This window comes from Pseudomonas sp. SWRI18 (genome assembly GCF_014268345.1).
GTDB classification, from domain to species: Bacteria; Pseudomonadota; Gammaproteobacteria; order Pseudomonadales; family Pseudomonadaceae; genus Aquipseudomonas; species Aquipseudomonas cedrina.
The window spans coordinates 127,187-150,746 of record NZ_JACCQQ010000016.1 but is presented as its reverse complement, the minus strand read 5'-3'; the positions used below and the strand labels follow the sequence as shown (position 1 = coordinate 150,746).

The 23,560-nt window shown below is 62.4% G+C and carries 19 protein-coding genes; 11 read left to right on the top strand and 8 right to left on the bottom strand.

The genetic code is table 11. From position 1 onward, the window contains the following. Nucleotides 1-18: 18 nt before the first annotated feature. Nucleotides 19-987 carry an AraC family transcriptional regulator gene (locus tag H0Z09_RS18335; protein ID WP_186692139.1) on the bottom strand — a complete coding sequence of 323 codons (969 nt, stop codon included), beginning with the start codon at nt 985-987 and terminating at the stop codon, nt 19-21. 102 nt (nt 988-1,089) lie between these two features. Between H0Z09_RS18335 and H0Z09_RS18330 the strand changes: the two genes are divergently transcribed. The 3 genes from H0Z09_RS18330 to H0Z09_RS18320 are packed head-to-tail and all read left to right on the top strand — an operon-like array spanning nt 1,090 to nt 5,424. Then, complete coding sequence (locus tag H0Z09_RS18330; protein ID WP_186692137.1) at nt 1,090-2,340, top strand: MFS transporter; 1,251 nt, start codon at nt 1,090-1,092, stop codon at nt 2,338-2,340. Between the two features lie 49 nt (nt 2,341-2,389). Beyond that, nucleotides 2,390-3,724, top strand: a complete 1,335-nt coding sequence (locus tag H0Z09_RS18325; protein WP_186692135.1) for an MFS transporter — start codon at nt 2,390-2,392, stop codon at nt 3,722-3,724. A 44-nt stretch (nt 3,725-3,768) separates the two neighbouring features. Continuing rightward, nucleotides 3,769-5,424 (top strand): N,N-dimethylformamidase beta subunit family domain-containing protein, encoded by a 1,656-nt coding sequence (locus H0Z09_RS18320; protein ID WP_186692133.1) that lies wholly within the window; start codon nt 3,769-3,771, stop codon nt 5,422-5,424. A gap of 90 nt (nt 5,425-5,514) precedes the next feature. Here H0Z09_RS18320 and H0Z09_RS18315 read toward each other — a convergent pair whose 3' ends face one another. Together H0Z09_RS18315 and H0Z09_RS18310 are read right to left on the bottom strand one after the other, a co-directional pair. Then, nucleotides 5,515-5,946, bottom strand: a complete 432-nt coding sequence (locus tag H0Z09_RS18315; protein WP_186692131.1) for a VOC family protein — start codon at nt 5,944-5,946, stop codon at nt 5,515-5,517. 48 nt (nt 5,947-5,994) lie between these two features. Further along, on the bottom strand, nt 5,995-6,939 hold the full coding sequence (locus H0Z09_RS18310; protein WP_186692129.1) for a hypothetical protein: 945 nt from the start codon (nt 6,937-6,939) through the stop codon (nt 5,995-5,997). Between the two features lie 247 nt (nt 6,940-7,186). Between H0Z09_RS18310 and H0Z09_RS18305 the strand changes: the two genes are divergently transcribed. Then, nucleotides 7,187-8,314, top strand: a complete 1,128-nt coding sequence (locus tag H0Z09_RS18305; RefSeq protein WP_186692127.1) for a mechanosensitive ion channel family protein — start codon at nt 7,187-7,189, stop codon at nt 8,312-8,314. Between the two features lie 42 nt (nt 8,315-8,356). On the opposite strand, the gene H0Z09_RS18300 is transcribed toward H0Z09_RS18305, so the two are convergent. Continuing rightward, on the bottom strand, nt 8,357-9,328 hold the full coding sequence (locus tag H0Z09_RS18300; protein WP_186692125.1) for a helix-turn-helix domain-containing protein: 972 nt from the start codon (nt 9,326-9,328) through the stop codon (nt 8,357-8,359). A gap of 127 nt (nt 9,329-9,455) precedes the next feature. On the opposite strand from H0Z09_RS18300, the gene H0Z09_RS18295 reads away from it, so the two are divergent. Continuing rightward, the gene (locus tag H0Z09_RS18295; RefSeq protein WP_186692123.1) at nt 9,456-10,337 is read left to right on the top strand and encodes an MBL fold metallo-hydrolase; all 882 of its coding nucleotides are present in this window, start codon (nt 9,456-9,458) and stop codon (nt 10,335-10,337) included. Between the two features lie 99 nt (nt 10,338-10,436). On the opposite strand, the gene H0Z09_RS18290 is transcribed toward H0Z09_RS18295, so the two are convergent. After that, nucleotides 10,437-11,372, bottom strand: coding sequence for an alpha/beta hydrolase (locus tag H0Z09_RS18290; RefSeq protein ID WP_186692121.1), 936 nt, complete (start codon nt 11,370-11,372; stop codon nt 10,437-10,439). A 96-nt stretch (nt 11,373-11,468) separates the two neighbouring features. Here H0Z09_RS18290 and H0Z09_RS18285 point away from each other — a divergent pair, with 96 nt between their 5' ends. Next, the gene (locus tag H0Z09_RS18285; protein ID WP_186692119.1) at nt 11,469-12,050 is read left to right on the top strand and encodes an ABATE domain-containing protein; all 582 of its coding nucleotides are present in this window, start codon (nt 11,469-11,471) and stop codon (nt 12,048-12,050) included. Nucleotides 12,051-12,137: 87 nt separating this feature from the next. Here the strand turns inward: H0Z09_RS18285 and H0Z09_RS18280 are convergent, their stop codons facing one another. After that, a complete protein-coding gene (locus H0Z09_RS18280) occupies nt 12,138-13,379 on the bottom strand; it encodes an acyl-CoA dehydrogenase family protein (RefSeq protein WP_186692110.1) in 1,242 nt (413 codons plus the stop codon). A gap of 242 nt (nt 13,380-13,621) precedes the next feature. Here H0Z09_RS18280 and H0Z09_RS18275 point away from each other — a divergent pair, with 242 nt between their 5' ends. Beyond that, nucleotides 13,622-14,545: an ABC transporter substrate-binding protein gene (locus tag H0Z09_RS18275; RefSeq protein ID WP_186692108.1), complete on the top strand. Its 924-nt coding sequence runs from the start codon at nt 13,622-13,624 to the stop codon at nt 14,543-14,545. A 215-nt stretch (nt 14,546-14,760) separates the two neighbouring features. On the opposite strand, the gene gudD is transcribed toward H0Z09_RS18275, so the two are convergent. Both gudD and H0Z09_RS18265 read right to left on the bottom strand, forming a co-directional pair. After that, entirely contained in the window at nt 14,761-16,086 is a 1,326-nt protein-coding gene (gene gudD, locus H0Z09_RS18270) for a glucarate dehydratase (RefSeq protein WP_186692106.1), read from the bottom strand. 19 nt (nt 16,087-16,105) lie between these two features. Further along, on the bottom strand, nt 16,106-17,467 hold the full coding sequence (locus H0Z09_RS18265) for an MFS transporter (protein ID WP_186692097.1): 1,362 nt from the start codon (nt 17,465-17,467) through the stop codon (nt 16,106-16,108). 336 nt (nt 17,468-17,803) lie between these two features. On the opposite strand from H0Z09_RS18265, the gene H0Z09_RS18260 reads away from it, so the two are divergent. From H0Z09_RS18260 to H0Z09_RS18245, 4 genes are all read left to right on the top strand, one after another. Continuing rightward, nucleotides 17,804-18,523 carry a FadR/GntR family transcriptional regulator gene (locus H0Z09_RS18260; RefSeq protein WP_186692095.1) on the top strand — a complete coding sequence of 240 codons (720 nt, stop codon included), beginning with the start codon at nt 17,804-17,806 and terminating at the stop codon, nt 18,521-18,523. Beyond that, complete coding sequence (locus H0Z09_RS18255; protein ID WP_186692093.1) at nt 18,520-19,242, top strand: tRNA (adenine(22)-N(1))-methyltransferase TrmK; 723 nt, start codon at nt 18,520-18,522, stop codon at nt 19,240-19,242. Before H0Z09_RS18260 ends, H0Z09_RS18255 begins: the two co-directional genes overlap by 4 nt. Before the next feature lie 243 nt (nt 19,243-19,485). After that, entirely contained in the window at nt 19,486-21,543 is a 2,058-nt protein-coding gene (locus tag H0Z09_RS18250; protein WP_186692090.1) for a methyl-accepting chemotaxis protein, read from the top strand. 227 nt (nt 21,544-21,770) lie between these two features. Further along, nucleotides 21,771-23,495 carry an OPT family oligopeptide transporter gene (locus H0Z09_RS18245; protein WP_186692088.1) on the top strand — a complete coding sequence of 575 codons (1,725 nt, stop codon included), beginning with the start codon at nt 21,771-21,773 and terminating at the stop codon, nt 23,493-23,495. The last annotated feature ends 65 nt before the right edge of the window (nt 23,496-23,560 follow it).

Genomic DNA, 23,560 nt, shown 5'->3' with positions numbered 1-23,560 from the left:
AATTTCCCTCCTGCGGCTTCAGGAAATCGCGACCTGTCTTAGCCTGCGACTCAACCCAGGCGTGTTACCCGTAACACGCTTGAACGCCCGACTGAACGCCGCCTGAGAGGTATAGCCCAAACGCTGCGCCACTTCTTCAATCGGCAGCCTTTCCAGCGTCAGCCACTGGCTGGCAAGCCGCATTCGCACTTCGGTGACGTAGCGCAGCGGGGTCATGCCAATCGTCAGTTGAAAACGCTCCGCAAACACCGAGCGGGACGTATTGCATTGCTCCGCCAACTGCTCGACGGTCCAGTCGCGGCCGGGTTGCTGGTGCAGCGCCAGCAGTGCACCTGCCAGCCGTGGATCGCGCAGGGCGGCGACCAGGCCGGAGGCGTTGCCGCAGGCGCACTCGACCCAGCCACGAACGACCATGGCGGCGACCACGTCGGCCAGTCGCGCGAGGATGCCGGCAAAGCCGACGCGTGCGGCGCTGACTTCGCGTTCCATGGTGCTGAGGATAGGCACGAGTCCGGGGTAACGCTGGCCGCCGGCATCAATCAGCATCAGGCCCGGCATCAGCTTGCCAAGGCCATGCAGGCTGCCCAATTCGAATTCCATGCAGCCACTGAATACGATCGTGGTCGGCGTGGGGTCGGTATCGGTTCCGGTGTCCACGGCGCTGACGGTGTCGCCGAGGGGCTCGCCGTTCAGGAGGTCGATGTCTTGAACAGGCGCGTCCGTATGCGAGAGCAGTTGGTGGGCCGCGCCATGGGAGATGAACACGGCGTTGCCGGCTGATAGCGCATAGGTGGTCCCGTCTTCCATCCGCAGCACCGCGTTGCCGACCGCCAGGAAGTGGAACCAGGCATGCCCAGGCTTGGCAGCGAAGCCCAGGCCGAAGGCCGGACCGGCCTGGATACGCCGATACTCGACACCGCGCAGGCGCATGCCGCGCAGTAGCTCGTTGATGAGATCGGAGGAGAGAGCAAATTGATCTGTCGGCATTGTTCAGGTGTTTCGGTCAAGAAATCGAGGTTTTCGATCATAGATCATCCAGATCCTCGCGCCTAGACTGCGGGTCGCCATGAAGATTGGGAGATCCGTGCAATGACTGACCTTGTATGCAACGCCGTACCCGACAGCCGTCCTGGCGCCGGGCTGGAGGTAGAACCTGCAACCCCCGCGTGGATGGCCGTATTCTCGCTGGCCATGGGCGTGTTCGGCTTGCTGACTGCCGAGTACCTCCCGGCCAGCCTGTTGACGCCGATGGCGGCTGATCTGGGTGTGTCCGAAGCGCTGGCCGGCCAGGCGGTAACGGTGACGGCCGTGGTGGCGCTGTTTGCCGGCCTGTTGGTGCCTGGCCTGACGCGCAGTATTGATCGACGCTGGGTGCTGCTGGGGTTTTCCACCTTGATGATCGCCTCCAATCTGTTGGTGGCGATTTCCTCCAGTTTCGCCGTGCTGTTGGTGATGCGTATCTTGCTGGGCATCGCCCTGGGCGGGTTCTGGAGCATGGCGGCGGCGGTGGCGATGCGCTTGGTACCGGGTGCTTTGTTGCCGCGAGCGCTCTCGATCATTTTCAGTGGCATTGCCATCGGGACGGTGGTTGCGGTGCCGCTGGGCAGTTTTCTGGGCGGGCTCTATGGCTGGCGCAGCGCGTTCTTTGCTGCGGCGGCGGTGGGGGTGGTGACCCTGGCTTTCCAGTCGTTCACGCTGCCGAGCCTTGCGCCGCGTCGGCCGGCACGCCTGCGCACGGTGCTTGAGGTGTTGCAGCGGCCGGGCATCGCCGTGGGCATGTTGGGTTGTGTGCTGGTGCACAGCGGGCACTTCGCGATGTTCACCTATATTCGGCCATTTCTCGAAGGTACGACCGGCATTGGGCCGCAAGGGCTGTCGCTGATGCTGCTGGGTTTTGGTGTGGCCAACTTTGTCGGCACGCTGGTAGCCGGGTGGCTGCTGCCCCGTCACCCTCTGGCCACCCTGGTGCTGATGCCCGCGCTGGTGGGCGTTGCGGCACTGGCGTTGGTCCTGTTGCCGGCCTCGGTACCGGGGCAGGCCGTTCTGTTGGCCGTCTGGGGCCTGGCCTTTGGTGGCGTGCCGGTGGCGTGGTCGAACTGGGTCGCCAGCGCGGTCCCTGACCAGGCGGAAAGCGCCGGGGGCATGGTGGTGGCATCTGTGCAGTCGGCCATCGCCACAGGCGCGGCGGCTGGCGGTGCGATGTTCAGCCTCGGTGGCAGCGCAGGCGTATTCGTGGCGGCGGCCGTGCTGATGCTGCTGGCCGCGTTGCTGATTGCGCTGCGTGTGCGCGTTCCTTCCGCCCATGGCGCTGCCGGGAACAACCCGGCGCTGCACCTCTGATCCAGCTCCCCAAGCCGCTTCGATCCCGTCCGTAACCCGGAGATACACCATGAACAATACGACGTCTCACCAAGGACGCCTCAAATCCCTGCGCGCGGCCGGTATCGGCAATGCGCTCGAGTGGTTCGACTGGACCCTGTACGCAACCTTTTCGGTGTACCTGGCGAGCAATCTGTTCGACAAGACCGATGCCCGCTCGGCCATGCTCGCGACCCTTGCCGTGTTTGCGGTGGGGTTTGTCGCGCGACCTGTCGGCGGCTGGCTGTTCGGCCGGCTGAGCGACCGGTTGGGGCGCCGCACCGTCATGGTGATCACCATGATGCTGCTGGCGATCAGCAGCCTTGGCATCGCGGTGATCCCGGACTACCAGAGCGTTGGTCTGTATGCCTCGGTCGCGCTGCTGTTTTTCCGGCTGATGCAGGGGCTTGCCCATGGCGGCGAGACGGGGGTTTCCTACACCTATGTCGCCGAGATCGCCCCAAGCAAACACCGTGGCCTGTGGTCCAGTTCGGTCTACGTCGGGGTGACGCTCGGCGTGATGGCTGCGACCGCCGTGGCGGCGGCGCTGACCTGGCTGCTGGGCGCGCAGGCCATGGGCGACTATGGCTGGCGGATCGGCTTCGCCATCGGTGGGCTGCTGGGTATCTATGCGCTGTTTTTGCGCCGCGGTGCGCAGGAGTCCCACGTGTTCGTGGAACAGCAGGGGCTGGCTCGGCCGCCGCGCAAATTGTCCAGAGGCGAGATGCTGCGCGTCGCGCGCAATATCGTGATGCTTGCTGCGGCCGCCAACGTCACCTACTACGCCTGGGTCACGTTCGGCGCTTCGACGGCGATTGCCCAGGGCATGGACCCTACGGGGGCCTATGTGGCCAGCCTTTTGGCGCAGGTTCTCTGTGTGTGCTGGTTGCCGATCTGCGGAATGTTGTCCGATCGGGTAGGCCGCCGGCCCATGGTCATCGCCTGGGGCCTGGGCGTGATCGGGCTGACCTATCCCATTTCGATAATGGTGACGACTGAGCCCTACACGTTGTTCCTGGCTCAAGTCCTGGGGCTGGGCGCCTGGTCGTTGATCGCGGCGATCTTTCCCGCCGTGCTCTGCGAGCAGGTGCCCACCCAGGCGCGCGCGCAGGGCGTTGGGTTGGTGTCGTCGGTGTCGGTGGCGATCTTTGGTGGCTCCGCCCCCTATTTGCACAGCTACCTTGGCGGCGCCGACCTTGGCTATCTGTACGTCTGCTATGTCATGGGATTGGGCGTGGTCACCGTCCTGGCAGGTGTGCTTATCGACGAAACGGCCGGCATTGATCTTGCGCACATCCAGGCGCCCGGCGCTCGGGTGGCAGCAGGTGCACGGCCGTCGACGGCCGCTCAGGACTCATTCAATTGACGGGTCTATCCGCAGCATCAGCCGACCCAAGGAGTGCAACTTCCATGAACCCAGAAACAGACCTGGAAAATACCGCTGCACGCGGTGAAAGGCCGGGCACCGGCGTAACGGTCAGCCAGACGTCGGGGCCACGTCAGGCCGCGCGCGAGACCTGGGTCGAAGTCCCTACCGAGTCAGGCCCGGCGGCCGCCTGGTGCTACTCGGATCGCCGCGCCTACAGCCCGGCGGATTCGGTGCGCCTCTATGTGTCTTCGAACCGCCTGCACGTGAAACTCAGGATCTACCGTGATGGCGCCATGGCTCGCACGCTGCATGAAACCGGCAGCCTCGACGCTCGATTTCATGCCGTGCCCGACCGTGCCTATGAGCATGGGTGTGGATGGCCAGTCTTTATGCAATGGTCAATTCCGGCTGATGCAGAGCCGGGTGGCTATGTAGTGGAAGTACGGGACAGCGCTGACAGCGTGCTCGGGCATCACCTGTTCATCGTCAAGGCGGCGCGCAAGCGTGCCGATGCCTTGGTGCTCGTCGCAGCCACTTCGACCTGGGCCGCTTATAACGACTGGGGCGGCGCCAATCATTACTTCGGTGTTCATCCCGGTACGCCACGTGGCCGCGCGCCCTTGCTGTCGGCACAGCGGCCCTGGGCGCGAGGGCAGGTCTGGCTGCCGGAGGGCGCGCCACGCTCCATCAATGCGACCCGGCAACGCAAGCCCGGGCCGGCGCGTTACACGTTCATCGAATGGGCCTCGCTTAACGGCTACGCCAAGTACTACGCGCTGGCGGGGTGGGCCTCCTACGAAAGACCGTTTGTGGTCTGGGCCGAACAGCAAGGCTATACGGTCGACATCTTGACCCAGGACGATTTGCACCACGACCCGCATGCGCTCGAGGGCTACCGCTGCGCCGTCTTCGCAGGGCACGACGAGTACTGGACGCGGGAGATGCGCGACCATGTCGACGCCTTTGTCGAAGGGGGCGGCAATGTTGCGCGCTTCGCCGGCAATTTCATGTGGCAGATTCGCTTGGAAGATGAGGGCCAGCGGCAGGTCGCCTACAAATACGACGCCGGCGCACTCGATCCCTTGGCGGCTACCGACCCTCGTCGGCTAACCGGCGCGTGGGAAGATCCGAGGGTGGATCACCCCGGAGCGAAGACGTTTGGGGTGAATGCCGTGCGGGGCATATACGCCGGTTTTGGCGCAATGGCGCCGCGCAACCCTCGTGGGTATACGGTCTTCAGGCATCAGCACTGGGCGTTTGCGGGGACGGGCCTGGGTTACGCCGATATGTTTGGAGATGAGGCCAACATTTTTGGCTATGAGGTGGATGGCCTGGAATACACCTTCGTCGACGGTCTGCCGGAACCGCTCGGCACAGACGGTGCGCCCGTCGGACTGCAGATTCTCGCCATGGGCTGGGCGACCAACGCCGAGCACGGCCGCGCCGAGGATGCCTATTCATTCATGCTCGGTGATGGCGATGCCCGGTTTCGTGCGTCGATCCTGGCGCCCGACCTTAGTGAGGCCAACATCAGTCTGCATAGCCGCGGTACTGGCATGGTGGTGCACTTTCAAAAAGGTCGAGGCCAGGTGTTTACCGCCGCTACATGCGAATGGGTACATGGGCTTATACAGGCAGACATCTACACCGTGATGATCACAAAAAACGTGCTCGATCGTTTCCTGCGCACGCGGTAGGAGGCGAAATCGCCGGGTCGTTGTGGCGGTGGTCACAACGTCTCGGCGAACTTGGGGAGCTCAGGGTCTTTCCCTTATTCGCACGCAGGTTCAGCTTGAGCAAACCGGTCGCTCGCCCAACCGTTCTACCAACCTTACAAGATAACCGTCGGGATCCTGGACGATGAACTCGCGCTGGCCTACCTCTACATTTTCAGCCCTGTACCAAGTGTCTTTGCATGCTCGGTAGAGTGGAAAACCTGCCTCATCAAGCTTGCAGATAATGGGTGAAACCGCCTCAACATCAATTTGCAGGTTGATACCCCGTCCAAACGGCTTGGCCAACGGCGCAGTCAACCATTGACCCGCGTCCGGATCAACCTGCTCAAGCATGATTTGGGCGCCATCCAAATCCAGATAGGCAAACCCGTCTTCCGGACGTTGATAAGCTATTTTGAAGCCCAGGCAAGAAACCCAGAACGCCAGGCTGTTATCCAGGTGGGTGACCATTAACTCCGGGACCAGTTTGTTACGTCCAAACATAAGATGACCTCCATTTCATAAAACCTTCCGTCATGTTCCTGACCGAACTCAGGGGTTGGCTTTCAGCCGCCCCAGCACCGCCGTCCGTAGGCAACCCCAGGCGATGAAGCCAATAACCAGTACCTCGGCTACACCCATCAGCACATTGAATGAAAAAGTGAGCGGTTGCTCAGCCCAGTAGAACGTCGTATACCCCGAGCGAAAGCCGTTGATCCGAAGTCGTCCACTGAACACCGCCGGCACCAATGCAACAACTTGGGTCAGCTCCAGCACTGCCAGGAAAGCACCCAGCAAGGTGAGCAGGGCGCGTAGGGGGATGCCGAGTTTTTCAGAGGGTTCAACCGCAGGTGCGGGGTCTTTGGCTTTGTGCAACCTGGCGCTCTTGGCGGGCGACGGGGCAGGGCGATAAGGTGCCGGCTTGCCAGCTGCGGATCCGATGACGACCTCGGTGGGCACGGCGACGTTCAAGTGGTCGGCCAGCGCCTGCAGCCACGCATCGGTGCGCTTGCTTCCCGGCACCACCGGGACGTTATCGGTGGTCAAGCGCTGTTCGCTGCCGTCGCGCATCATCAGCCATAGCTGGGTGTGGGCGGGCTCGGCCTGTTCGCGGCGGCGCAGTTCGAGGGCACGCGGTGTGTCGATTTTGAAGATCGACACGATACGTTCGCGACGCCCGAAAAAGTTTTGCGTGCGGCGCTTGCCTTCACCGTCGAGGCGCGACAACAACAACGACTCGCGCATGCCCATGTACACCATCAGCGACAGGCCCAGGGCAGGCATCAGGAGCAGCGCGAGCACTAACAACAGGGTCGACAGTGGGTCCAGGTCCGCCAGTTGTGATTGCCATTCGGTGAGCCAGAATCCCACGCATGCCACCGGCAGGGTAAAGGCGATTGCGCCGACCAGCAGCACCGTTGCGGTCTGTACCCGATTGCACGAGTGGATGTGCAAATCACCGTTGGCGGTGCGTTCGAAGCGGTGCCCAATTAGCATGCCGGGGTCTCTATGCACTGGCTTCAAGGCCGGCGCGCAGGCCGGGGTCGAGGTTGATGCTGCGCAGGATACCTTAAGCCGGGCCCGCCGCGATTGTCCTCGATTAGATTGAACACCCGAAAACCCAGGCCGCCTAACCCTGACAGGCCACTTGACTGCATCGTCAGATGCAAGGGGCGTTTACCTGGCTGCGACCGACCATGCGCGACAACGCATGCGCCGTCGCAGGCTTCAAAAGGGGGTTTCAATGATCGAGGATTTCGCAGGTTTTTTCACCACGTACACCCTTCTGGGTATTTCGCTGGCCAGTTGGGCCCTGGCGGTTTGCGCCGCTGCGCTCAGCTACTTACTGGCAAGAACAGCCATTCGTTTTGTTTTTCGCAAGGTCCAGGCCAGGGCAAGCGTCGACAATGGTCATCTGAGTTATATCGCCAGCCAAGTGCTGTCGGCGACCAGCACCACATTACTGCTATTGGCGTCGATCCTGGTCGGGATTGGTCTGCTGGATCTGCCGGAGCGCTGGCTTGGCCGAGTCAGCAGCCTGTGGTTTGTGGTGGCGGCGTTGCAGATCGGCCTGTGGGCCAACCGCGCCTTGGCGCTTGGGTTGCACCGCTATTTTTCTCGGCACAGCGCCAATGGGACGTTTCAAGCGAGCGCCCTGGCCACCCTGAGTCTCTGGGGCGTCAGGGTGTTGTTATGGGCGGTGATCCTGCTCGCGATGCTGTCGAACCTGGGCGTCAATATCACTGCGTTTGTCGCCAGCCTCGGCGTGGGCGGTATCGCGGTGGCGCTGGCGGTGCAGAACATTCTGGGCGATGTGTTCGCCTCGCTGTCCATTGCGGTCGACAAACCCTTTGAAGTCGGCGACTTCATCGTGGTGGGCACGCTCGCCGGTACGGTTGAGCATGTCGGCCTCAAGACCACGCGCATTCGCAGCCTGGGTGGCGAGCAGATAGTCATGGCCAACGCCGACATGATCGGCAGCACCATCCAGAACTACAAGCGGCTGCAGGAGCGGCGGATCGTGTTCGAATTTCGCCTGACCTACGACTGCTCCACCGAACAGATCCGGCAGGTGACGCAACGGGTGCAGGACATTATCAAAGCTGAAGAACTGGCCAGGTTCGACCGCTGTCATTTCAGGAGCTTTGGTGAGAGCGCATTGGAGTTCGAGACCGTCTATATCGTTCTGGACGCGAGCTATAACGTCTATATGGATGTGCAGCAACGGATCAACCTGAGCATCATGGAAGCGGTCGCCGAACTGGGTGCTTGCTTTGCATTCCCGTCGCGCACCGTGCATGTGGCTTCGCTGCCAGAGGCGGCGGCAGTGCCTGCTCGGACGCAGTCTTTGGCGCGCACCGAGCCTGCATGAAACGGTGGGGGAGGCCGCTGTGATCAGGTGGCCTATCGCGCTTCAGTCTTGCGCGTTTGTCTCCAGGCAAAACATCTTGCGGTACTCAGACGGCGACGTCCCCAGCTGCGCGCCAAAGTGCTGCCTGAGCGACAGCGCCGTACCAAAACCCACTTCTCCCGCGATGCACTCGATCGGCAATTGCGTGGTTTCCAGCAACGCCTGCGCCTGGGCGACGCGCTCAGCGTTCAACCATTTGGACACGGTGGTCCCCGTGGCTTCCTTGAACCGGCGGGTAAAGGTACGCCGGCTCATCTTTGCGCGTTCGGCCAGGACATCAAGGGACAGGTCGTCGGCCAAGTGCGCGCGGGCCCACGCCAGCACTTCAGACAAGTGCGTTGCGCTGGGTAAGTGCGGTACCGGGTGTTCCACATATTGCGCCTGGCCGCCCTGCCTATGGGGAGGAGTCACCAACATTTTGGCGGTGCGGTTCGCCACATCGGCCCCGAGTCGCTGGCGCACAAGGTGCAGGCAGCAGTCGATGGCCGCGACGGTGCCCGCGGAGGTGATGATGTTGCCGTCGTCCACATACAGCACTTCCGGGCGGAAGCGAACCTTGGGGAAACGTCGCGCGAACTCATCGCGAACGGCCCAATGGGTGGTGGCTTGCTTGTCATCCAGCAAGCCCGCGTCGCCCAATACAAAGGCGCCCAGGCACAGACCTACGAGGAGCTTGCCTTGGGCATTGGCCATTTGCAGCGCGCTCACCAGTTGTGGGGAAGCAACGACTGACTGATGGCCCCACGCGGGGATGATGATGACGTCGGCCGTTTGCATCAGTTCCAGGCCGAGGTTCACCGACAGGCCGAGGCCTTGATCGCTGCTGACCATGCCCGGCACTTCTGCGCAGTAATCAACCGCATAGTGAGGCGCATCGGGCGCGGATTGGGCGGTGCCTAACACCATGCCCGGCACGGAGAGATGAAACAGGCTGACGCCGTCAAAAGCGAGCACGGCAACACGTATGGGCGGCATGGGATAACCTTGCGGGCAGTAGGAATGACGTGGCCCGATTATATCTATATATGTCATCCAGGCCACTGTTGGCTATCCAGGTGTTCGGCAAGAATAGACGCCTCGATACTTCAACAGGACCTGACTTATGAAATTCAGCACACTTCCCCTGGCCCTCAGCATTGCCTGCGGCGCAGCCGCTACCTCCGCGTTCGCGGGTTCGAACCTGCCTGATGCCGCCCACAAAGTGGACCTGCAGCAGGTGCGTAACGCCACGGTGAAAATATCCTACGGCGGTACCACTTTTCTGATCGACCCGATGCTGGCCAAGAAGGGCACCTACCCGGGGTTTGAAAACACCTACCGCAGCCACCTGCGCAATCCGTTGGTGGATTTGCCCGAGTCACCGGCCGAGGTCATCGCCGGGGTCGATGCGGTTATCGTCACTCACACGCACCTCGACCACTGGGACGATGCTGCGCAACAGGCGCTGCCCAAGGACATCGCATTGTTCGCCCAGCATGAAGAAGACGCGCAGCTGATTCGTTCCCAAGGCTTCAAGAACGTGCGCGTGCTCAAGGACGAAGCGGAATTCGGCGGCGTCAAAATCACCAAGACCGGCGGCCAGCACGGCACCGACGAAATGTACGCGGTGCCGGCGCTGGCCAAGCCGTTGGGCGAAGCCATGGGCGTGGTATTCCAGGCGCCGGGCTACAAGACGCTCTACCTGGCCGGTGACACGGTGTGGCGCAAAGAGGTCGACCAGGCTATCGAGCAATTCCATCCGCAAGTGATCGTGCTCAACGCCGGCAAAGCCATGATGAGCGGCTTCGAAGGCTCGATCATCATGGGTGAGGAAGATGTACTGCGCGCGGCGCAGACTGCCAAAGACGCGAAGATTGTGGCGGTGCACATGGACGCCATCAACCATATGTCCCTGACCCGCGAACAACTGCGCAGCTACGTCAAGAAGCAGGGGATCGAAGGGCGAGTGGATATTCCCGAAGACGGCGCTTCATTGGCGTTTTGACCCCCAAAAAAACATCGAACTGTAGTGAGCGGGCTTGCCCCGCGCTGGGTGGTGCGACGATTCGACAAGCCCGCTCACTACAAGCTTTTGGTTGACCGTTTAGCGATTGTTCTTGTCCAGAAACGCCCGAATAACCGGAATGATCTCCTGACCATGCGTCTCCAGCGCAAAGTGCCCGGTGTCATAAAACCGAATATCCGCCTTGGGAAGGTCACGCTTCCAGGCTTCGGCCCCGGCCGGCAGGAAGAACGGATCATTCTTGCCCCACACCGCCAGCAGCGGCGGCTGGTATTGGCGGAAGTACGCCTGGAACGCCGGGTACATCGCTACGTTCGAGGCGTAGTCCAGCACCAGGTCGAGCTGGATCTCGGCATTGCCAGGCCGGGATATCTGCAAGCCTTCCAGCGTGTAGCCATCGGGCGAGACTGAGCTTTTATCGGCCACGCCTTCAAGGTATTGCCACTTGATCGAGGCCGGGGTGGGGAAGTCGTGCAGGGCCTCGCGGTTTTGTGGAGTCGGCGCATGCCAGTAGCGTTGGATCGGCGCCCAGCCGTCGCCCAAGCCTTCCTCGTAGGCGTTGCCGTTCTGGGAAATGATCGCGGTCACGCGTTCGGGGTGGGCGACGGCCAGGCGCCAGCCAACAGGAGCGCCGTAGTCGTGGACCATCAGTGCGTATTTATTGAGTTTGAGCTGTTCGGTGAACTCACCAATGGTGTTTGCCAATTGGCTGAAGGTGTAGGCGTATTTGCCGCGCGGCGGAGCTTCGGTGTAGCCGAAGGCCGGCAGGTCCGGCGCGATCACGTGGTAACGGTCGGCGAGTGCGGGCATAAGGTCGCGGAACATGAAGGACGAGCCGGCGAAGCCGTGCAGCAGTAGGACGGTCGGTGCGTCCGGGTTGCCTGCCTCACGGTAGAAGACCTTCACGTCGCCGACCTGCGCGTGGCGGTAATGCACCGGGTTGTCTGCAGCGGACGCACCGCTGATCAGCAGGGAGGCGGTGAGCCCGGCAGCGGCAATGGATTTGGACGAGGTCATGATGCGCTTCCTATGTAACCGTTTAAGTGGTGGTTTGAAAGTTATGCCTTGGTCTGGTAACCTGTAAAACATATTTTCATTAGTTACAGGCTGCCCATGAATCCGATCAGCACTGCCCCAGGCGCACTTTTTCTGGCTGACAACCTGGCGCTCGACTTCATCAATACGCAGTACGGTGTGGGTGATCAGCGCCATGACTGTTTTATTGATGATCAAGGCGTCATGAGCTGGCTGACGCAGGCGGGGCTGTTGCCCGAGCACGCCGGCCCGACGCCGCCGCCCGGGCTGCTGACCCTCGCGCGTGAGCTGCGCGCGTGTTCAAGCGCTGTGGTGAACGCTGCAATGACCGGCGGTCCTGCCGATTTCACGGTGATCAACCAGGTGCTTGAAGCGGGGCGTCCGGTAAGCAGGCTGGAATGGGCGGCGGATACGGCGGCGCTGCGCGTCGTCACTCAGCCCAAAGACAGCAGTGCGGCCAGCGTGCTCTGGCCGGTGGCCGAGGCCTTGGTCAGCCTGGTCACGCACGACAAGTTCGAATTCGTGCGCCAATGCGAGGCCCATGATTGCGTGCTGCTGTTCCATGACTTGAGCAAGTCACACCGCCGCCGCTGGTGCAGCATGGCGACCTGCGGCAATCGGATGAAGGTGGCGGCTTTTAGGGCCAGGAAGAAAACCTGACGGGGGGAGCTGAAGGCAGCAAGCTGCAGGAGCGAACCCGCTCCTGCGGGGCAGACTATTCTTGGGGATCGACGTTTCCCTTGAGGGTTAAACTTTCGCCACACCCACCCGCCACTGTGCGGGCGGCAGCACCCCGTTGACCAGGTAATTGCCCACAATCCGCGACTTGTATACCCGCGGGTTGTGGTTCGCCAAGGTGCGCGCATTGCGCCACAGCCGGTCCAGCGCTTTGTCGCTGGCGGTGGCACTGGCGCCCAGCGCATCGAACAGCGCGGTGGTGGCCGCCAGCGTCGCATCCACTACCGGGTTGACCGCCAGGCACACTTCCAGCTCCGCCAGCGCCACGTGAGGGTCGTCATCGTGCAGCGGCTGGTCATGGGCGATCACGTGGTGCGCCGTGCGCTCCAGGCGTTGCGCCGCCTGCTGCGCGATGGCTTGTGCGGCGTAGGCTTGGCTTGCCACCTCGCCGATCACCTGCAGCAGTTGTACGTCCTGCGCGGCGGTGTCGGCGTTGCCGGTGGTGAACGTGCGGGCGCGCCGGCTGAGTTCTTCGGCACCACTCAGTGCAGCGCGGCGGGCGATGCCGGCGAGGGTGCTGAGGTGGTAGAGCTGGAAGAACGATTGGCCGTGGCCAAAGCGCTGCTGGGTCAGGCGCACGTCGTCGTCCACCACCGGTGCGTTGTCGAAAATGCAGGTGCCGCTCGCGGTGAGGCGTTGGCCGAAGCCGTTCCAGTCATCCACGATCTGCACGCCGGGCGCATTGAGGTCGACGACCACGCTGTAATGCGTGCCGTCTTCACCGGTAGCGATGGTGTTGATCAGGTCGCTGTAGAGCGCGCCGGTGGTGTAGAACTTTCTGCCGCTGATGCGCAAGGCGCCGGTTGCGTCGCGGTGCAGGCGGGTCTCGAAATCGCCCCGTGCCTGGGTGCCGACTTCGGTGCTGCCGGGGGAGAGCAGGGCGCCCTGGCCGAGGCGATCAAGCCATTTGGCGCGCCAGTCGAGGTCCTTGGCGCTGAGTACGTCTTCACAAAAACCGAAGTGGCCGCGCAGGGCCTGGGTGATGTTGGAGTCGGCGGCGGACAGCTCAGTGAGCAGGGCGAGCAGCTCGACCAGGGTGGCGTCCTGGCCGCCATAACTGACGGGCAGACGCCAACGGGGCAAGCCCAGGGCGTTCAGTTGTTGGATCACCGAGGCGAGGTTGCCGCGCGTCTGATCCGCCTCGGCGGCCTGCGCGAGAATCTGCGCAAACAGCGGGCGAAACGGCGCGGCCAGTTGTTCGTAGCGGGCGGTGGGCGGTGCGCCCCAGATATTCAAAGCGGGAATCGACATTGCAATGGACCTTGCTGAAAGTGGTTCAGGTGCTGGGGTCCAGTGGTCTGGTGATGCCACCCTAACCCAAGGGTGGCGAAATTTTTAATACGAAAAGTAGCTAGCGAGCTGTGAGGCAGTTCTATCGATAGTGCACAACAGTATTAAACGCCGCGCTTTTATTGCGATAGCTTCTAGGGTGAACGACCAGACTGCATGCTCACAGATGGTTGGAACCGACCAACTACCTTGTGGGTGATTTCATGATCAACCGTCGAACACTGCTCTCTCTGCTGGGCCTGGCCTCGCTCTCCTTGTACGGCCCTTCAACGTGGGCGGCGCAGCCTCAAACATTGATTGTGGGCGATCAGTTCTTCTCCAATCGCATCGTGCTGGAGCTTTCGGGCGAGCTCAAAGACCTGCCCTATAAGATCGACTTCAAACGCTTCAACACCGGCTCTCCCGTGGCCTCGGCGGTGGCCAGCGGCGCGCTGGACGTAGGCATCGTCGGCGATACCCCGGTGATCAGCCTGGCCGCCAATGGCGCGCCGGTCAAAGTGGTCGCCAGCACCCAGACCAGCCTCGACGGCGTGGGCATCGTGGCGCGCAGGGGCATTCACTCGGTGGCGGACCTCAAAGGCAAGACCGTCGCCATCTGGAACGGCTCGTGGAGCCAGCAACTGGCGTACAAGGCGCTGGACGAAGCCGGTGTGCCGCGCAGCAGCGTCCACTTCAGATACCTGCTCCCGGCCGAAGCGAGCCTGGCGCTGACCCAGGGCGACATCGATGCCTTTGGTACGTGGGAACCCTACGTGTCGCTGCAGGAAAAAGAAGGCAGCACCTTGATCCGCAACGCCAAGGGCTTGATGAGCGCGCCGACTTACATCGTGGCGTATGAACCGGCGTTGGCGCAGAAAAGCGCGATTATCAAGGACTTCATCGCACGACTCACCCGTGCCCGGGTGTGGAGCGCCACGCACGTTGATGAGTATGCCGAGGCATGGTCCAAGGCCAACCAGTCGGCGCCGGAAATCGCCAAGGTGTGGTTCAAGCGCGATGCGATCAAGGTGCTGCCCATCTCGCCGAAGATTGTCAGCGAAGCCCAGGCCACAGCGGATTTCCTGGTGGATGCGCAGATGCTGAAGCAACGGTATGACGTGACGCCGTTGTTTGATCGGGCGCTTTAAACGCTGGGGTAACCGACACTGGGCTTTGCCTTACGAGCGGGATTCAAGTCGAACCTGTGAGCGCTATTTCAGCAACAACAACGTTCAACTGTGGGAGCTGTCGAGCCCCGGCGAGGCTGCGAAGGCGGCGGTACTGTCAACATCTTTATCGCCTGACCCACCGCTTTCGCAGCCTCGCTAAAGCTTGACACACATCTACCCACCCTATCGAACCGTCAGCGCACCAGGCATGGTTGCTTGTTGTTGAAGCGCCAGCCCGGAATCAGGAACTGCATCGCCACACTGTCATCCCGCGCGCCGAGGCCCATGCCCTTGTACAGGTCGTGGGCCTTGGCCACGGCGTCCATGTCGATGTCCACGCCCAGGCCTGGCTTGCTCGGCACTTTCACGTAACCGCCTTCGATTTGCAGCGGCTCGCGGGTCAGGCGCTGGCCTTCCTGCCAGATCCAGTGGGTGTCGATGGCGGTGATGTCGCCCGGTGCGGCGGCGGCGACCTGGGTGAACATCGCCAGGGAAATATCGAAGTGGTTGTTGGAGTGCGAGCCCCAGGTCAGGCCCCATTCATGGCACATCTGCGCCACGCGCACCGAACCTTGCAGGGTCCAGAAGTGCGGGTCGGCCAGTGGAATGTCCACCGATTGCAATTGGATCGCGTGGCCCATTTCGCGCCAGTCGGTGGCGATCATGTTGGTGGCGGTTTTCAGGCCCGTGGCGCGGCGGAATTCGGCCATGACTTCGCGGCCCGAGTAGCCGTTCTCGGCGCCGCAGGGGTCTTCGGCGTAGGCGAGCACGTGGTGCTGGTCGCGGCACAGGCGGATGGCTTCTTTCAAGGACCAGGCGCCGTTGGGGTCGAGGGTGATACGTGCCGTCGGAAAACGTTCGGCCAAGGCAGTGACGGCTTCGATTTCTGCGTCGCCGCTGAGTACGCCGCCCTTGAGCTTGAAGTCGTTGAAGCCGTATCTGGCCTGGGCGGCTTCGGCCAGGCGCACCACGGCGTCGCTGGTCAGGGCTTTTTCGTGGCGTAGGCGGAACCAGTCATCGTCGCTGTCGGCTTCGTTGCGGTAGGCCAGATCGGTAGCACTGCGGTCGCCGATGTAGAACAGGTAGCCGAGCATTTTCACCGCATCGCGCTGCTGGCCTTCGCCGAGCAGGGCCGCCACCGGGACGTCGAGAAACTGGCCCAGCAGGTCGAGCAGCGCGGCTTCCATGGCAGTGACAGCGTGGATGGTGATGCGCAGGTCAAACGTCTGCAAACCGCGCCCGGCCGAGTCGCGTGACGCGAAGGTGCTGCGCATCTGGTTGAGCACGCGCTGGTACTGACCGATAGGCTGGCCGATTACCAGGCCGCGGGCGTCTTCGAGGGTTTCGCGGATGCGCTCGCCGCCGGGTACTTCACCCACGCCGGTGTTGCCGGCGCTGTCCTTGAGGATGACGATATTGCGCGTGAAATAAGGCCCATGGGCGCCGCTCAGGTTGAGCAGCATGCTGTCGTGGCCGGCGACGGGGATGACCTGGAAGTGGGTGACGACGGGAGTGTTCATGGCAAATTCCTGAAGTGACTTAAAGAGGTTTGCTGATGGCAGCGCGGCTGGCCGAGGCGTCGGCTGGCGTCAGTGCGACCGAGGGCTTGGTCTTGGCAAAGAACACCAGGATCGCCGCAAGCACCGAGGTCCCGGCCAGGCCGTAGAGGCCGCCCTGGATCGAACCTGTGGTCTGTTCCAGAAAACCGAAGGTAGTCGGTGCGACGAAGCCACCCAGGTTGCCGATGGAGTTGATCAGCGCGATCACCGCGGCGGCGATACGCACGTCCAGGTAGCCCTGGGGAATCGGCCAGAACAGCGACGACGCCGACTTGAAACCGATGGCCGCAAAACAGATCGCCACAAAGGCGAAGACCGGCCCGCCGGTGGTGGACATGAACATGCCCGCTGCGGCAATCAGCAGCGCCGCAGCGACCCAGGCCTGCTGGAACTTGAACTTGCCCGACAGCGAGGCGAAGGCGTACATGGCGATGATCGAGATCAGCCACGGAATCGAATTGAAGAAACCGACCTGTACATCACTCAAGTCCCCCATCTTCTTGATGATGCTCGGCAGCCAGAACGTCGCGGCGTAGATCGTCAGTTGGATGCAGAAATACAGCGCGCAGAACAGCATGATCTGGCGGTCCCTGAGCAACTTGCCGATGGTCGGTTTGACGGTGGTGAGGGCTTCGCGCTCGCGCTGTTCCTGGTCGATGGCATTGACCAGTGCGTCCTGTTCTTCGCGGGTCATCCATTTGGCGTCGTGGGGTTTGGAATCCAGCCAGAACCACACAAAAAAGCCGATCACCACCGAGGCCAGGCCTTCAATGGCAAACATCCATTGCCAGCCGTGCAAGCCAAACCCTTCGATCTGCAGCAGCGCGCCCGACAGCGGCCCGGAAATCAGCGACGCAATCGCCGAGCCACTGAGGAAAATCGCGATGGCCTTACCGCGCTCCACACCGGGCAACCAGCGCGTGAAATAGTAGATCACGCCAGGGAAGAAACCGGCTTCGGCCACGCCCAGCAGAAAGCGCAGGATGTAGAAGTGGGTTTCGTTCTGGATGAACGCCATCAGGGTCGCGACGATGCCCCAGGTGAACATGATGCGGGTCAGCCAGATACGTGCGCCGACCTTTTGCAGCAGCATATTGGAAGGCACTTCGAACAGCGCGTAGCCGATGAAAAACAGCCCGGCGCCGAAGCCATAGGCCGCCGCGCCGATGCCCAGGTCATGCTCCATGTGCGTACGCACAAAGCCGATATTGACCCGGTCGATGTAATTGAGGATGAACATGATCACGAACAGTGGGAGCACATGGCCCTTCACTTTCTTCACGGCGCGTGCGAGGACTGGATCACTGTCTGGTGCGGCAGATACCTGGCTTGAATGGCTCACAATTGAACCTCCCCCTGATTATTTTTATGCGGGTTTGCGTGTCTTGTTGATAGACATCATACAAGTAGGTTTCTTTTGGCTGCAATGCGTTAATGATTGTTTTGTTCGCTTGATGGCATGGATGGGCCGGATTGTTGATATGTAAGCTTGCAATAACAGCATGTTAGCTACTTTTTTCCGTGCAGTTCACTCTTTGGGTGCTGCGGAGGCTAACGTTTGGGGGTGGGGTAAGGATCTAGGTTGTCATACAAGATGGCGGTATATTGAATCGACCTGAGACCATCTCCAGGCCGGATGTTAAGCTCCCCCCAGCTCAACCCCGTGGACCTCTCAGCAATGCCCATTGAACGTGCAACTCCCCTCCGTAGACGCTCCACCAACCTGGCCCAGGGCGTGGTCGATGCGCTGACCCAATGCATCCTGCTCGGTCAACTGAAGCCCGGTGAAAAACTGCCCTCCGAATCCACCATCGTGCAGGAGCACGGCGTAAGCCGAACCGTCGTGCGCGAAGCACTTTCGAAGTTACAGGCGTCGGGACTGGTCGAGACCCGTCATGGGATCGGTACCTTCGTGCTGCAGCAGCAAGCCCAGCAAGGTTTGCGGCTGCACGTGGACACCGTGGCGAGTGTGCGCAACATGCTGGAGCTGCGCCTGGGCCTGGAGGTTCAAGCCGTGGCGCTGGCGGCGTTGCGTCGAACCGACGATCAATTGGGCCATATGCGCCAGGCGCTCGATGACTACCAAGCCTCCCTGGCCAACAACGACAGTTGCGTGGAGGAAGACAAGCGCTTTCACCAACTGATCGCCGAAGCCACCGGCAATACCTTCTTCACCGAAATCATGCTGCACCTGGGCAGTGCGATGATCCCGCGCACCCAAGTGAAGGTCGATGAGCGTGGCGGCGCCGACTTTGCCAAATTGGGGCAATTGGCGAACCTGGAACACGAGGCGATCTTCAATGCCATCAAGCGCCAGGACCCGGACGCCGCCCGCGCCGCCATGGTGCTGCACTTGACCAACAGCCGGGACCGTTTTTCGGGGGAGCAGCGTCGGTGAACGAACACACACTATCGATGCGCCTGGAACGCGTGGCGGCCAACGTGCCCGTGGGCGCGCGCCTGGCCGATATCGGCTCCGACCACGGCTACTTGCCGGTGGCGTTGATGCGCCGAGGGGTAATCGTCGCGGCGGTGGCTGGGGAGGTGGCGACTACGCCCTTCAATGCGGCGCAGCGCACGGTGTGTGACAACGACCTGGAACCACGGGTAGCGGTGCGCCTGGCCGATGGCTTGGCGGCAATCGAACCCCGCGACGGCATCACAGCGATCAGCGTCTGCGGCATGGGCGGCGAGACTATCCGCGACATTCTTGAGCGCGGCAAGGCGTACCTGAACGGGCAGGAACGGCTGATCCTGCAACCCAACGGCGGCGAGCAACCGCTGCGGCATTGGCTGATGGACAACGGTTATTCCATCCTCCGTGAAGAGCTGCTGCGGGAGAACCGTTTCTATTACGAAATCATCGTCGCCGAGCGCGCCGGGCCGGTGGCGTATACCGCTGAGCAGTTGTATTTCGGCCCGCTGCAGATGCAGGCGCGCAGTCCGGTATTCCTGGCCAAGTGGCAGCGCATGCTGAGCCAGAAGCGAAAGACCTTGGCCAGCCTGAAGCACGCGCGGCAGGCGGTGCCTGAGGAGAAGGTGCAGGAGATTGCCAGGCAGGTCGGTTGGATCACCGCGTTACTCAGTGGCGATGTTGAGGTAGAGGCGGGCGGGTGAGGTGAGCGTGTGGTTTAACGTGCACCAATAGTTACAGAAAGCCTGTGTTCACTGGGGCCTTTTGCCCCATTTATGTGCGCGCCGGGTTATTTGTTGGGTGCCGGCCCCACTGGTTCGGGGTGCTCAACCAGCGGCCCATATCTTGCTTGTCCCTTCCCAATCAATGACATGGCATTTTGCCGTTAGTCATTTCAAGGCTTGGCCCAGCGGTGCACCGCTTGGGTGTTTTGGGAGTGGTCGGACATGCACAGCCTTTTATCACCCGGTATCCGCCTGCTCGGACGTTTCGGTTTTGCGCGCAAATTCCAGATCCTGTTTTTCCTGTTCATGCTGCCCCTGGCGGGTAGCTTGTGGATGATCGGTTCGGACTATCGCGACAAATTGGCCGTGATTTCCAGTGAGCAGTCCGGCATTCGCCAACTGCTGGCCCTGGACGCGCTGGATGGTCAATTGACCGCCCAGCGCAACCTGGCCGCGCGGTGGAAAGCCGCGGATATCCTGCACGCCCCGACCCCGGCGGCGAAGGCGGCGATGGACAAGGTCGATGCCAACTTCCCGGTGATCCAGCAAAGCCTGCAAGCCGTGGGCGATTCACTCAAGGCCCAGAACGCGGGTGCCGATGTCATGGCGCGCTTCGATGCGCTGCAGGCCACGGTCAAGGGCATGGACTCCCCATCCCTGCGCACCGTAGGGTGGTGGCCGGACGGTTATGACCGTTTCACCTCTTCCCTGACGGCGATGCAAGCGCTGCGCGAGCAGATAACCCTCGACGCAGGGCTGATCCTCGACCCCTGGCTGGAAACCTACATGCTCATGCAGATGGGCACCCAGCAAACCCCTGACCTGATCGAGCGCATCGGCCGGATGGCCAGCGTCGGGCAGTCCTCGATCTCCTCGGGGCAGTTCACCTTGCAAAGCCGTTTGCAGATGCGCGACTTGCGCAGTCGCATCGGCGATGCGCGGGACCAGTTGGTCAAGGCCGCTGCCTCGCTCAAGGCCAAGCAATATGCCGGGATGGAACCCTGGACGGCGCAGTACGATACCAGCCTGCAGTTGCTCGATAACGAACTCAAAATGCTCGACGACGGTGTGTTCGGCGGCAGCATCAAGCTCGACACGGTCGGTTTCGAGCGCAGTATCGACGCGATGCTCGACTCGCTCGGCACACTGCGTGTCCAATCGCTCACGTCGATGGATGCGCGCCTGGGCTACTATCGCGACCACGCGAACCGGCAGTTCATTCCGTTGGCGGCGACCTTCAGCCTGCTGGCCTTGGCCGCGCTGTACCTGTTCATGTGCCTGCAAGCGTCCATCCGCCGCAGCGCCAGCGGCATCACCACCCTGGCCGAGTCCCTGCGTGACGGTAATCTGTGCGTCGAAGTGGCCGTGCAAGGACGTGACGAACTCGCGGCCATCAGCACGGCGCTGAACGTCGCGGTGGTGCAATTGCGCGCCAGCCTGCTGGGCGTCAATCACGAGACGCAGCAACTCGGTTCAGCGGTGCTCACGCTCAACGCGCAATCGGGCAGTACCCTCACCGAAGTCGAAGACCAGCAACATCAGATCAGCCAGATCGCCGCGGCCGCCACGCAGTTGGCCGCCACTTCCCTGGGTGTCGCGCGCAGTTGCGAGCAAGCCTCTGGCAGTGCCCAGCACACCCGGCGCATTGCCGAAGACAGCAGCCGCGACAGCCAACGCACCACCGCCAGCATCCAGCAACTCAACCAGCGCCTGACGGACACCGCCGATGCGCTGGCGCAAGTCAGCCAGCAGGGCCAACAGATTCAATCGGTGGTCGACACCATTCGCGCCATCGCCGAACAGACCAACCTGCTGGCGCTCAACGCCGCCATCGAAGCCGCCCGCGCCGGCGAGCAAGGCCGAGGCTTTGCCGTAGTGGCCGATGAAGTGCGCAGCCTGTCGCAACGCACCCAGGCCTCCACGGCGCAGATCGCCGGCACCGTGGACAGCCTGCGTGCGACGGTGAGCCAGGCGGTCACCTTGATGGGCGCGGCCTGTGAACAAGCGCTGACCGACGCCGCGTCCGTCACCGGGCTGGGCACGCGCCTGGGCGAGATCGCCGGCGCGGTGCAGAACGTCACCGACACCCTGGCGCAGATCGCCACGGCGGTTGAGGAGCAAGCCGCGACGGCGGACGAGGTGAGCGGCAATATCCAGCAAGTCGACCAGGCGGCCGGGCGCTTGCTCGATGGCGCAAGGGCCGTCAACCGAGCGGCCGACACCCTGAGCAAGGGCAGCCAGGCCCTGAGTGACAACACTGCGCGGTTTCGTCTGGGTTGAGCTGATGTTCCCAGGCTGAACACATCCCCCTGTGGGAGCGGGCTTGCTCGCGAAAGCGGAGTGTCAGTCACTGCACCTGACACTGACCCACCGCTTTCGCGAGCAAGCCCGCTCCCACATTGGATCTCCAGCGTTTTCACTACCTTCTCAGACCCGCCATCTGAACCTTCGGCCGCGACAGGGCTCACTTGTTAAGTCACCCTGTTCCCTTGCCGAAAGGAATTCGCATGCCTGCCACGACCCTCGCCCCCGTGACCCGCGAACTGAGCCTGCGCGCCGTCGTCACCGGCACCGTCCTCGGCATCCTGCTCACGCCTTCCAACGTGTACGCGGGGCTGAAGATCGGTTGGTCGTTCAATATGTCGATCATTGCCCTGTTGGTCGGTTACGCGATCTGGCAAGGCTTGGCCAAGCGCTCCACCGGGCAATTGCCGTGGACCTTGCACGAAAGCAACATCAACCAGACCGTGGCCTCGGCTGCCGCGTCGATCATTTCCGGCGGGCTGGTGGCGCCGATCCCTGCCTACACCTTGCTCACCGGCAACCAACTGGATGCCATCCCCATGATCGCCTGGGTGTTCTCGGTCAGCTTCCTGGGCATCTGGATCGCCTGGTACCTGCGCCCGTCATTGCTCAATGACAAGGCGCTGAAGTTTCCCGAAGGCATGGCCACCCTCGAAACCCTGTTGCACATCTACAACCACGGCCGCGAAGCCGCGACGCGCTTGAAGGTGCTGCTCAGCGCGGCGTTGCTGTCGGGGTTGGTCAAATGGGTGGACACTTTTCTGTGGGCCTTCCCACGCTGGTCGCCCAGCGCTCAGTTGGAGCGCCTGACCTTTACCGCCGACCCTTCACTGCTGCTGGTGGGTTTTGGCGGCATCATCGGCATTCGCGTGGGCCTGACCCTGTTGCTCGGTGCTTTGCTCGCCTGGGGCGGCCTGGGCCCGTGGCTGTTGGCGCAAAACCTGGTGACCTTGCCCGCAGGCAGCCAAGGCCCGCAATTTGCCGCGCTGGTGGAGTGGCTGCTCTGGCCGGGCGTGAGCCTGATGGTGTGTTCCACCTTGGCCTCACTGGCGATTCGCCTCTGGGCCTTGCATCGGTCCACCCGGTCCCTCGGCGGCCCGACCTGGACGGTGCCAAAACCTGGGCCCGCAGGGGGTTTGGTCGTGTCGATTATCCTGGTGGTCAGCCTGCAGGCGGCGCTGTTCGGCATCAACCTGTGGATGGCCTTGCTCACCATTCCGTTGGCGGTCTGCCTGGCTGCCGTTGCCGCGCGGGTGGTGGGCGCCACCGGTATTCCCCCCATCGGCGCCATCGGCCAACTGTCGCAGCTGAGCTTTGGCATCGTCGCGCCGGGGCAGGTGCCGATCAACCTGATGAGCGCCAACACGGCCGGCGGCTCGGCCGGGCAGTGCACCGACTTGATGAATGACTTCAAGGTGGGCAAGGCCATCGGCGCCACGCCGCATAAACAGGTGATCGCGCAGATCCTGGGGATTTTCATCGGCAGCATCGTCGGTGTGTTCGCCTACCTGGCGCTGATCCCCGACCCACAAACCATGCTGCTCACCGAAGAATGGCCGGCGCCGGCGGTTGCCACTTGGAAAGCCGTGGCGCAAACCCTTACCCACGGGTTGGACTCATTGTCGACCAGCATCCGCTGGGCGATTGCCATCGGTGGCGTGGTTGGCGTGTTGCTCGGCGTGCTGGACAGCCTGTTGCCCGCCCATCGCGCGCGCTACCTGCCCAGCGCCGCGGCATTGGGCCTGGCCTTTGTACTGCCGGCCTCGGTGTCGCTGATGATGGCCCTGGGCGCCGTGCTCACCTGGCTGGTGAGTTGCCGCTGGCCGAGCCTTACCGAACGCTTCGCGATCACCGCCGCCGCCGGGTTGATCGCCGGGGAGAGCATCACCGGCGTGGGCGCTTCCTTGTGGGCGATGGTTGCGAATTAGCGCAGGGCACTCCATTGCGATGGCGTAGTCTGTTTCATACCCCCCGTTAACCTTACGGAGCACCT

Bases quoted from the DNA above. Each gene is read 5' to 3' on its own strand.
- H0Z09_RS18310 (WP_186692129.1), bottom strand. From the start codon at position 6,939: ATGCTAATTGGGCACCGCTTCGAACGCACCGCCAACGGTGATTTGCAC.
- H0Z09_RS18330 (WP_186692137.1), top strand. From the start codon at position 1,090: ATGACTGACCTTGTATGCAACGCCGTACCCGACAGCCGTCCTGGCGCC.
- H0Z09_RS18295 (WP_186692123.1), top strand. From the start codon at position 9,456: ATGAAATTCAGCACACTTCCCCTGGCCCTCAGCATTGCCTGCGGCGCA.
- H0Z09_RS18315 (WP_186692131.1), bottom strand. From the start codon at position 5,946: ATGTTTGGACGTAACAAACTGGTCCCGGAGTTAATGGTCACCCACCTG.
- H0Z09_RS18300 (WP_186692125.1), bottom strand. From the start codon at position 9,328: ATGCCGCCCATACGTGTTGCCGTGCTCGCTTTTGACGGCGTCAGCCTG.
- H0Z09_RS18275 (WP_186692108.1), top strand. From the start codon at position 13,622: ATGATCAACCGTCGAACACTGCTCTCTCTGCTGGGCCTGGCCTCGCTC.
- H0Z09_RS18305 (WP_186692127.1), top strand. From the start codon at position 7,187: ATGATCGAGGATTTCGCAGGTTTTTTCACCACGTACACCCTTCTGGGT.
- H0Z09_RS18320 (WP_186692133.1), top strand. From the start codon at position 3,769: ATGAACCCAGAAACAGACCTGGAAAATACCGCTGCACGCGGTGAAAGG.
- H0Z09_RS18260 (WP_186692095.1), top strand. From the start codon at position 17,804: ATGCCCATTGAACGTGCAACTCCCCTCCGTAGACGCTCCACCAACCTG.
- H0Z09_RS18325 (WP_186692135.1), top strand. From the start codon at position 2,390: ATGAACAATACGACGTCTCACCAAGGACGCCTCAAATCCCTGCGCGCG.
- H0Z09_RS18280 (WP_186692110.1), bottom strand. From the start codon at position 13,379: ATGTCGATTCCCGCTTTGAATATCTGGGGCGCACCGCCCACCGCCCGC.
- H0Z09_RS18285 (WP_186692119.1), top strand. From the start codon at position 11,469: ATGAATCCGATCAGCACTGCCCCAGGCGCACTTTTTCTGGCTGACAAC.
- H0Z09_RS18250 (WP_186692090.1), top strand. From the start codon at position 19,486: ATGCACAGCCTTTTATCACCCGGTATCCGCCTGCTCGGACGTTTCGGT.
- H0Z09_RS18290 (WP_186692121.1), bottom strand. From the start codon at position 11,372: ATGACCTCGTCCAAATCCATTGCCGCTGCCGGGCTCACCGCCTCCCTG.
- H0Z09_RS18335 (WP_186692139.1), bottom strand. From the start codon at position 987: ATGCCGACAGATCAATTTGCTCTCTCCTCCGATCTCATCAACGAGCTA.
- gudD (WP_186692106.1), bottom strand. From the start codon at position 16,086: ATGAACACTCCCGTCGTCACCCACTTCCAGGTCATCCCCGTCGCCGGC.
- H0Z09_RS18245 (WP_186692088.1), top strand. From the start codon at position 21,771: ATGCCTGCCACGACCCTCGCCCCCGTGACCCGCGAACTGAGCCTGCGC.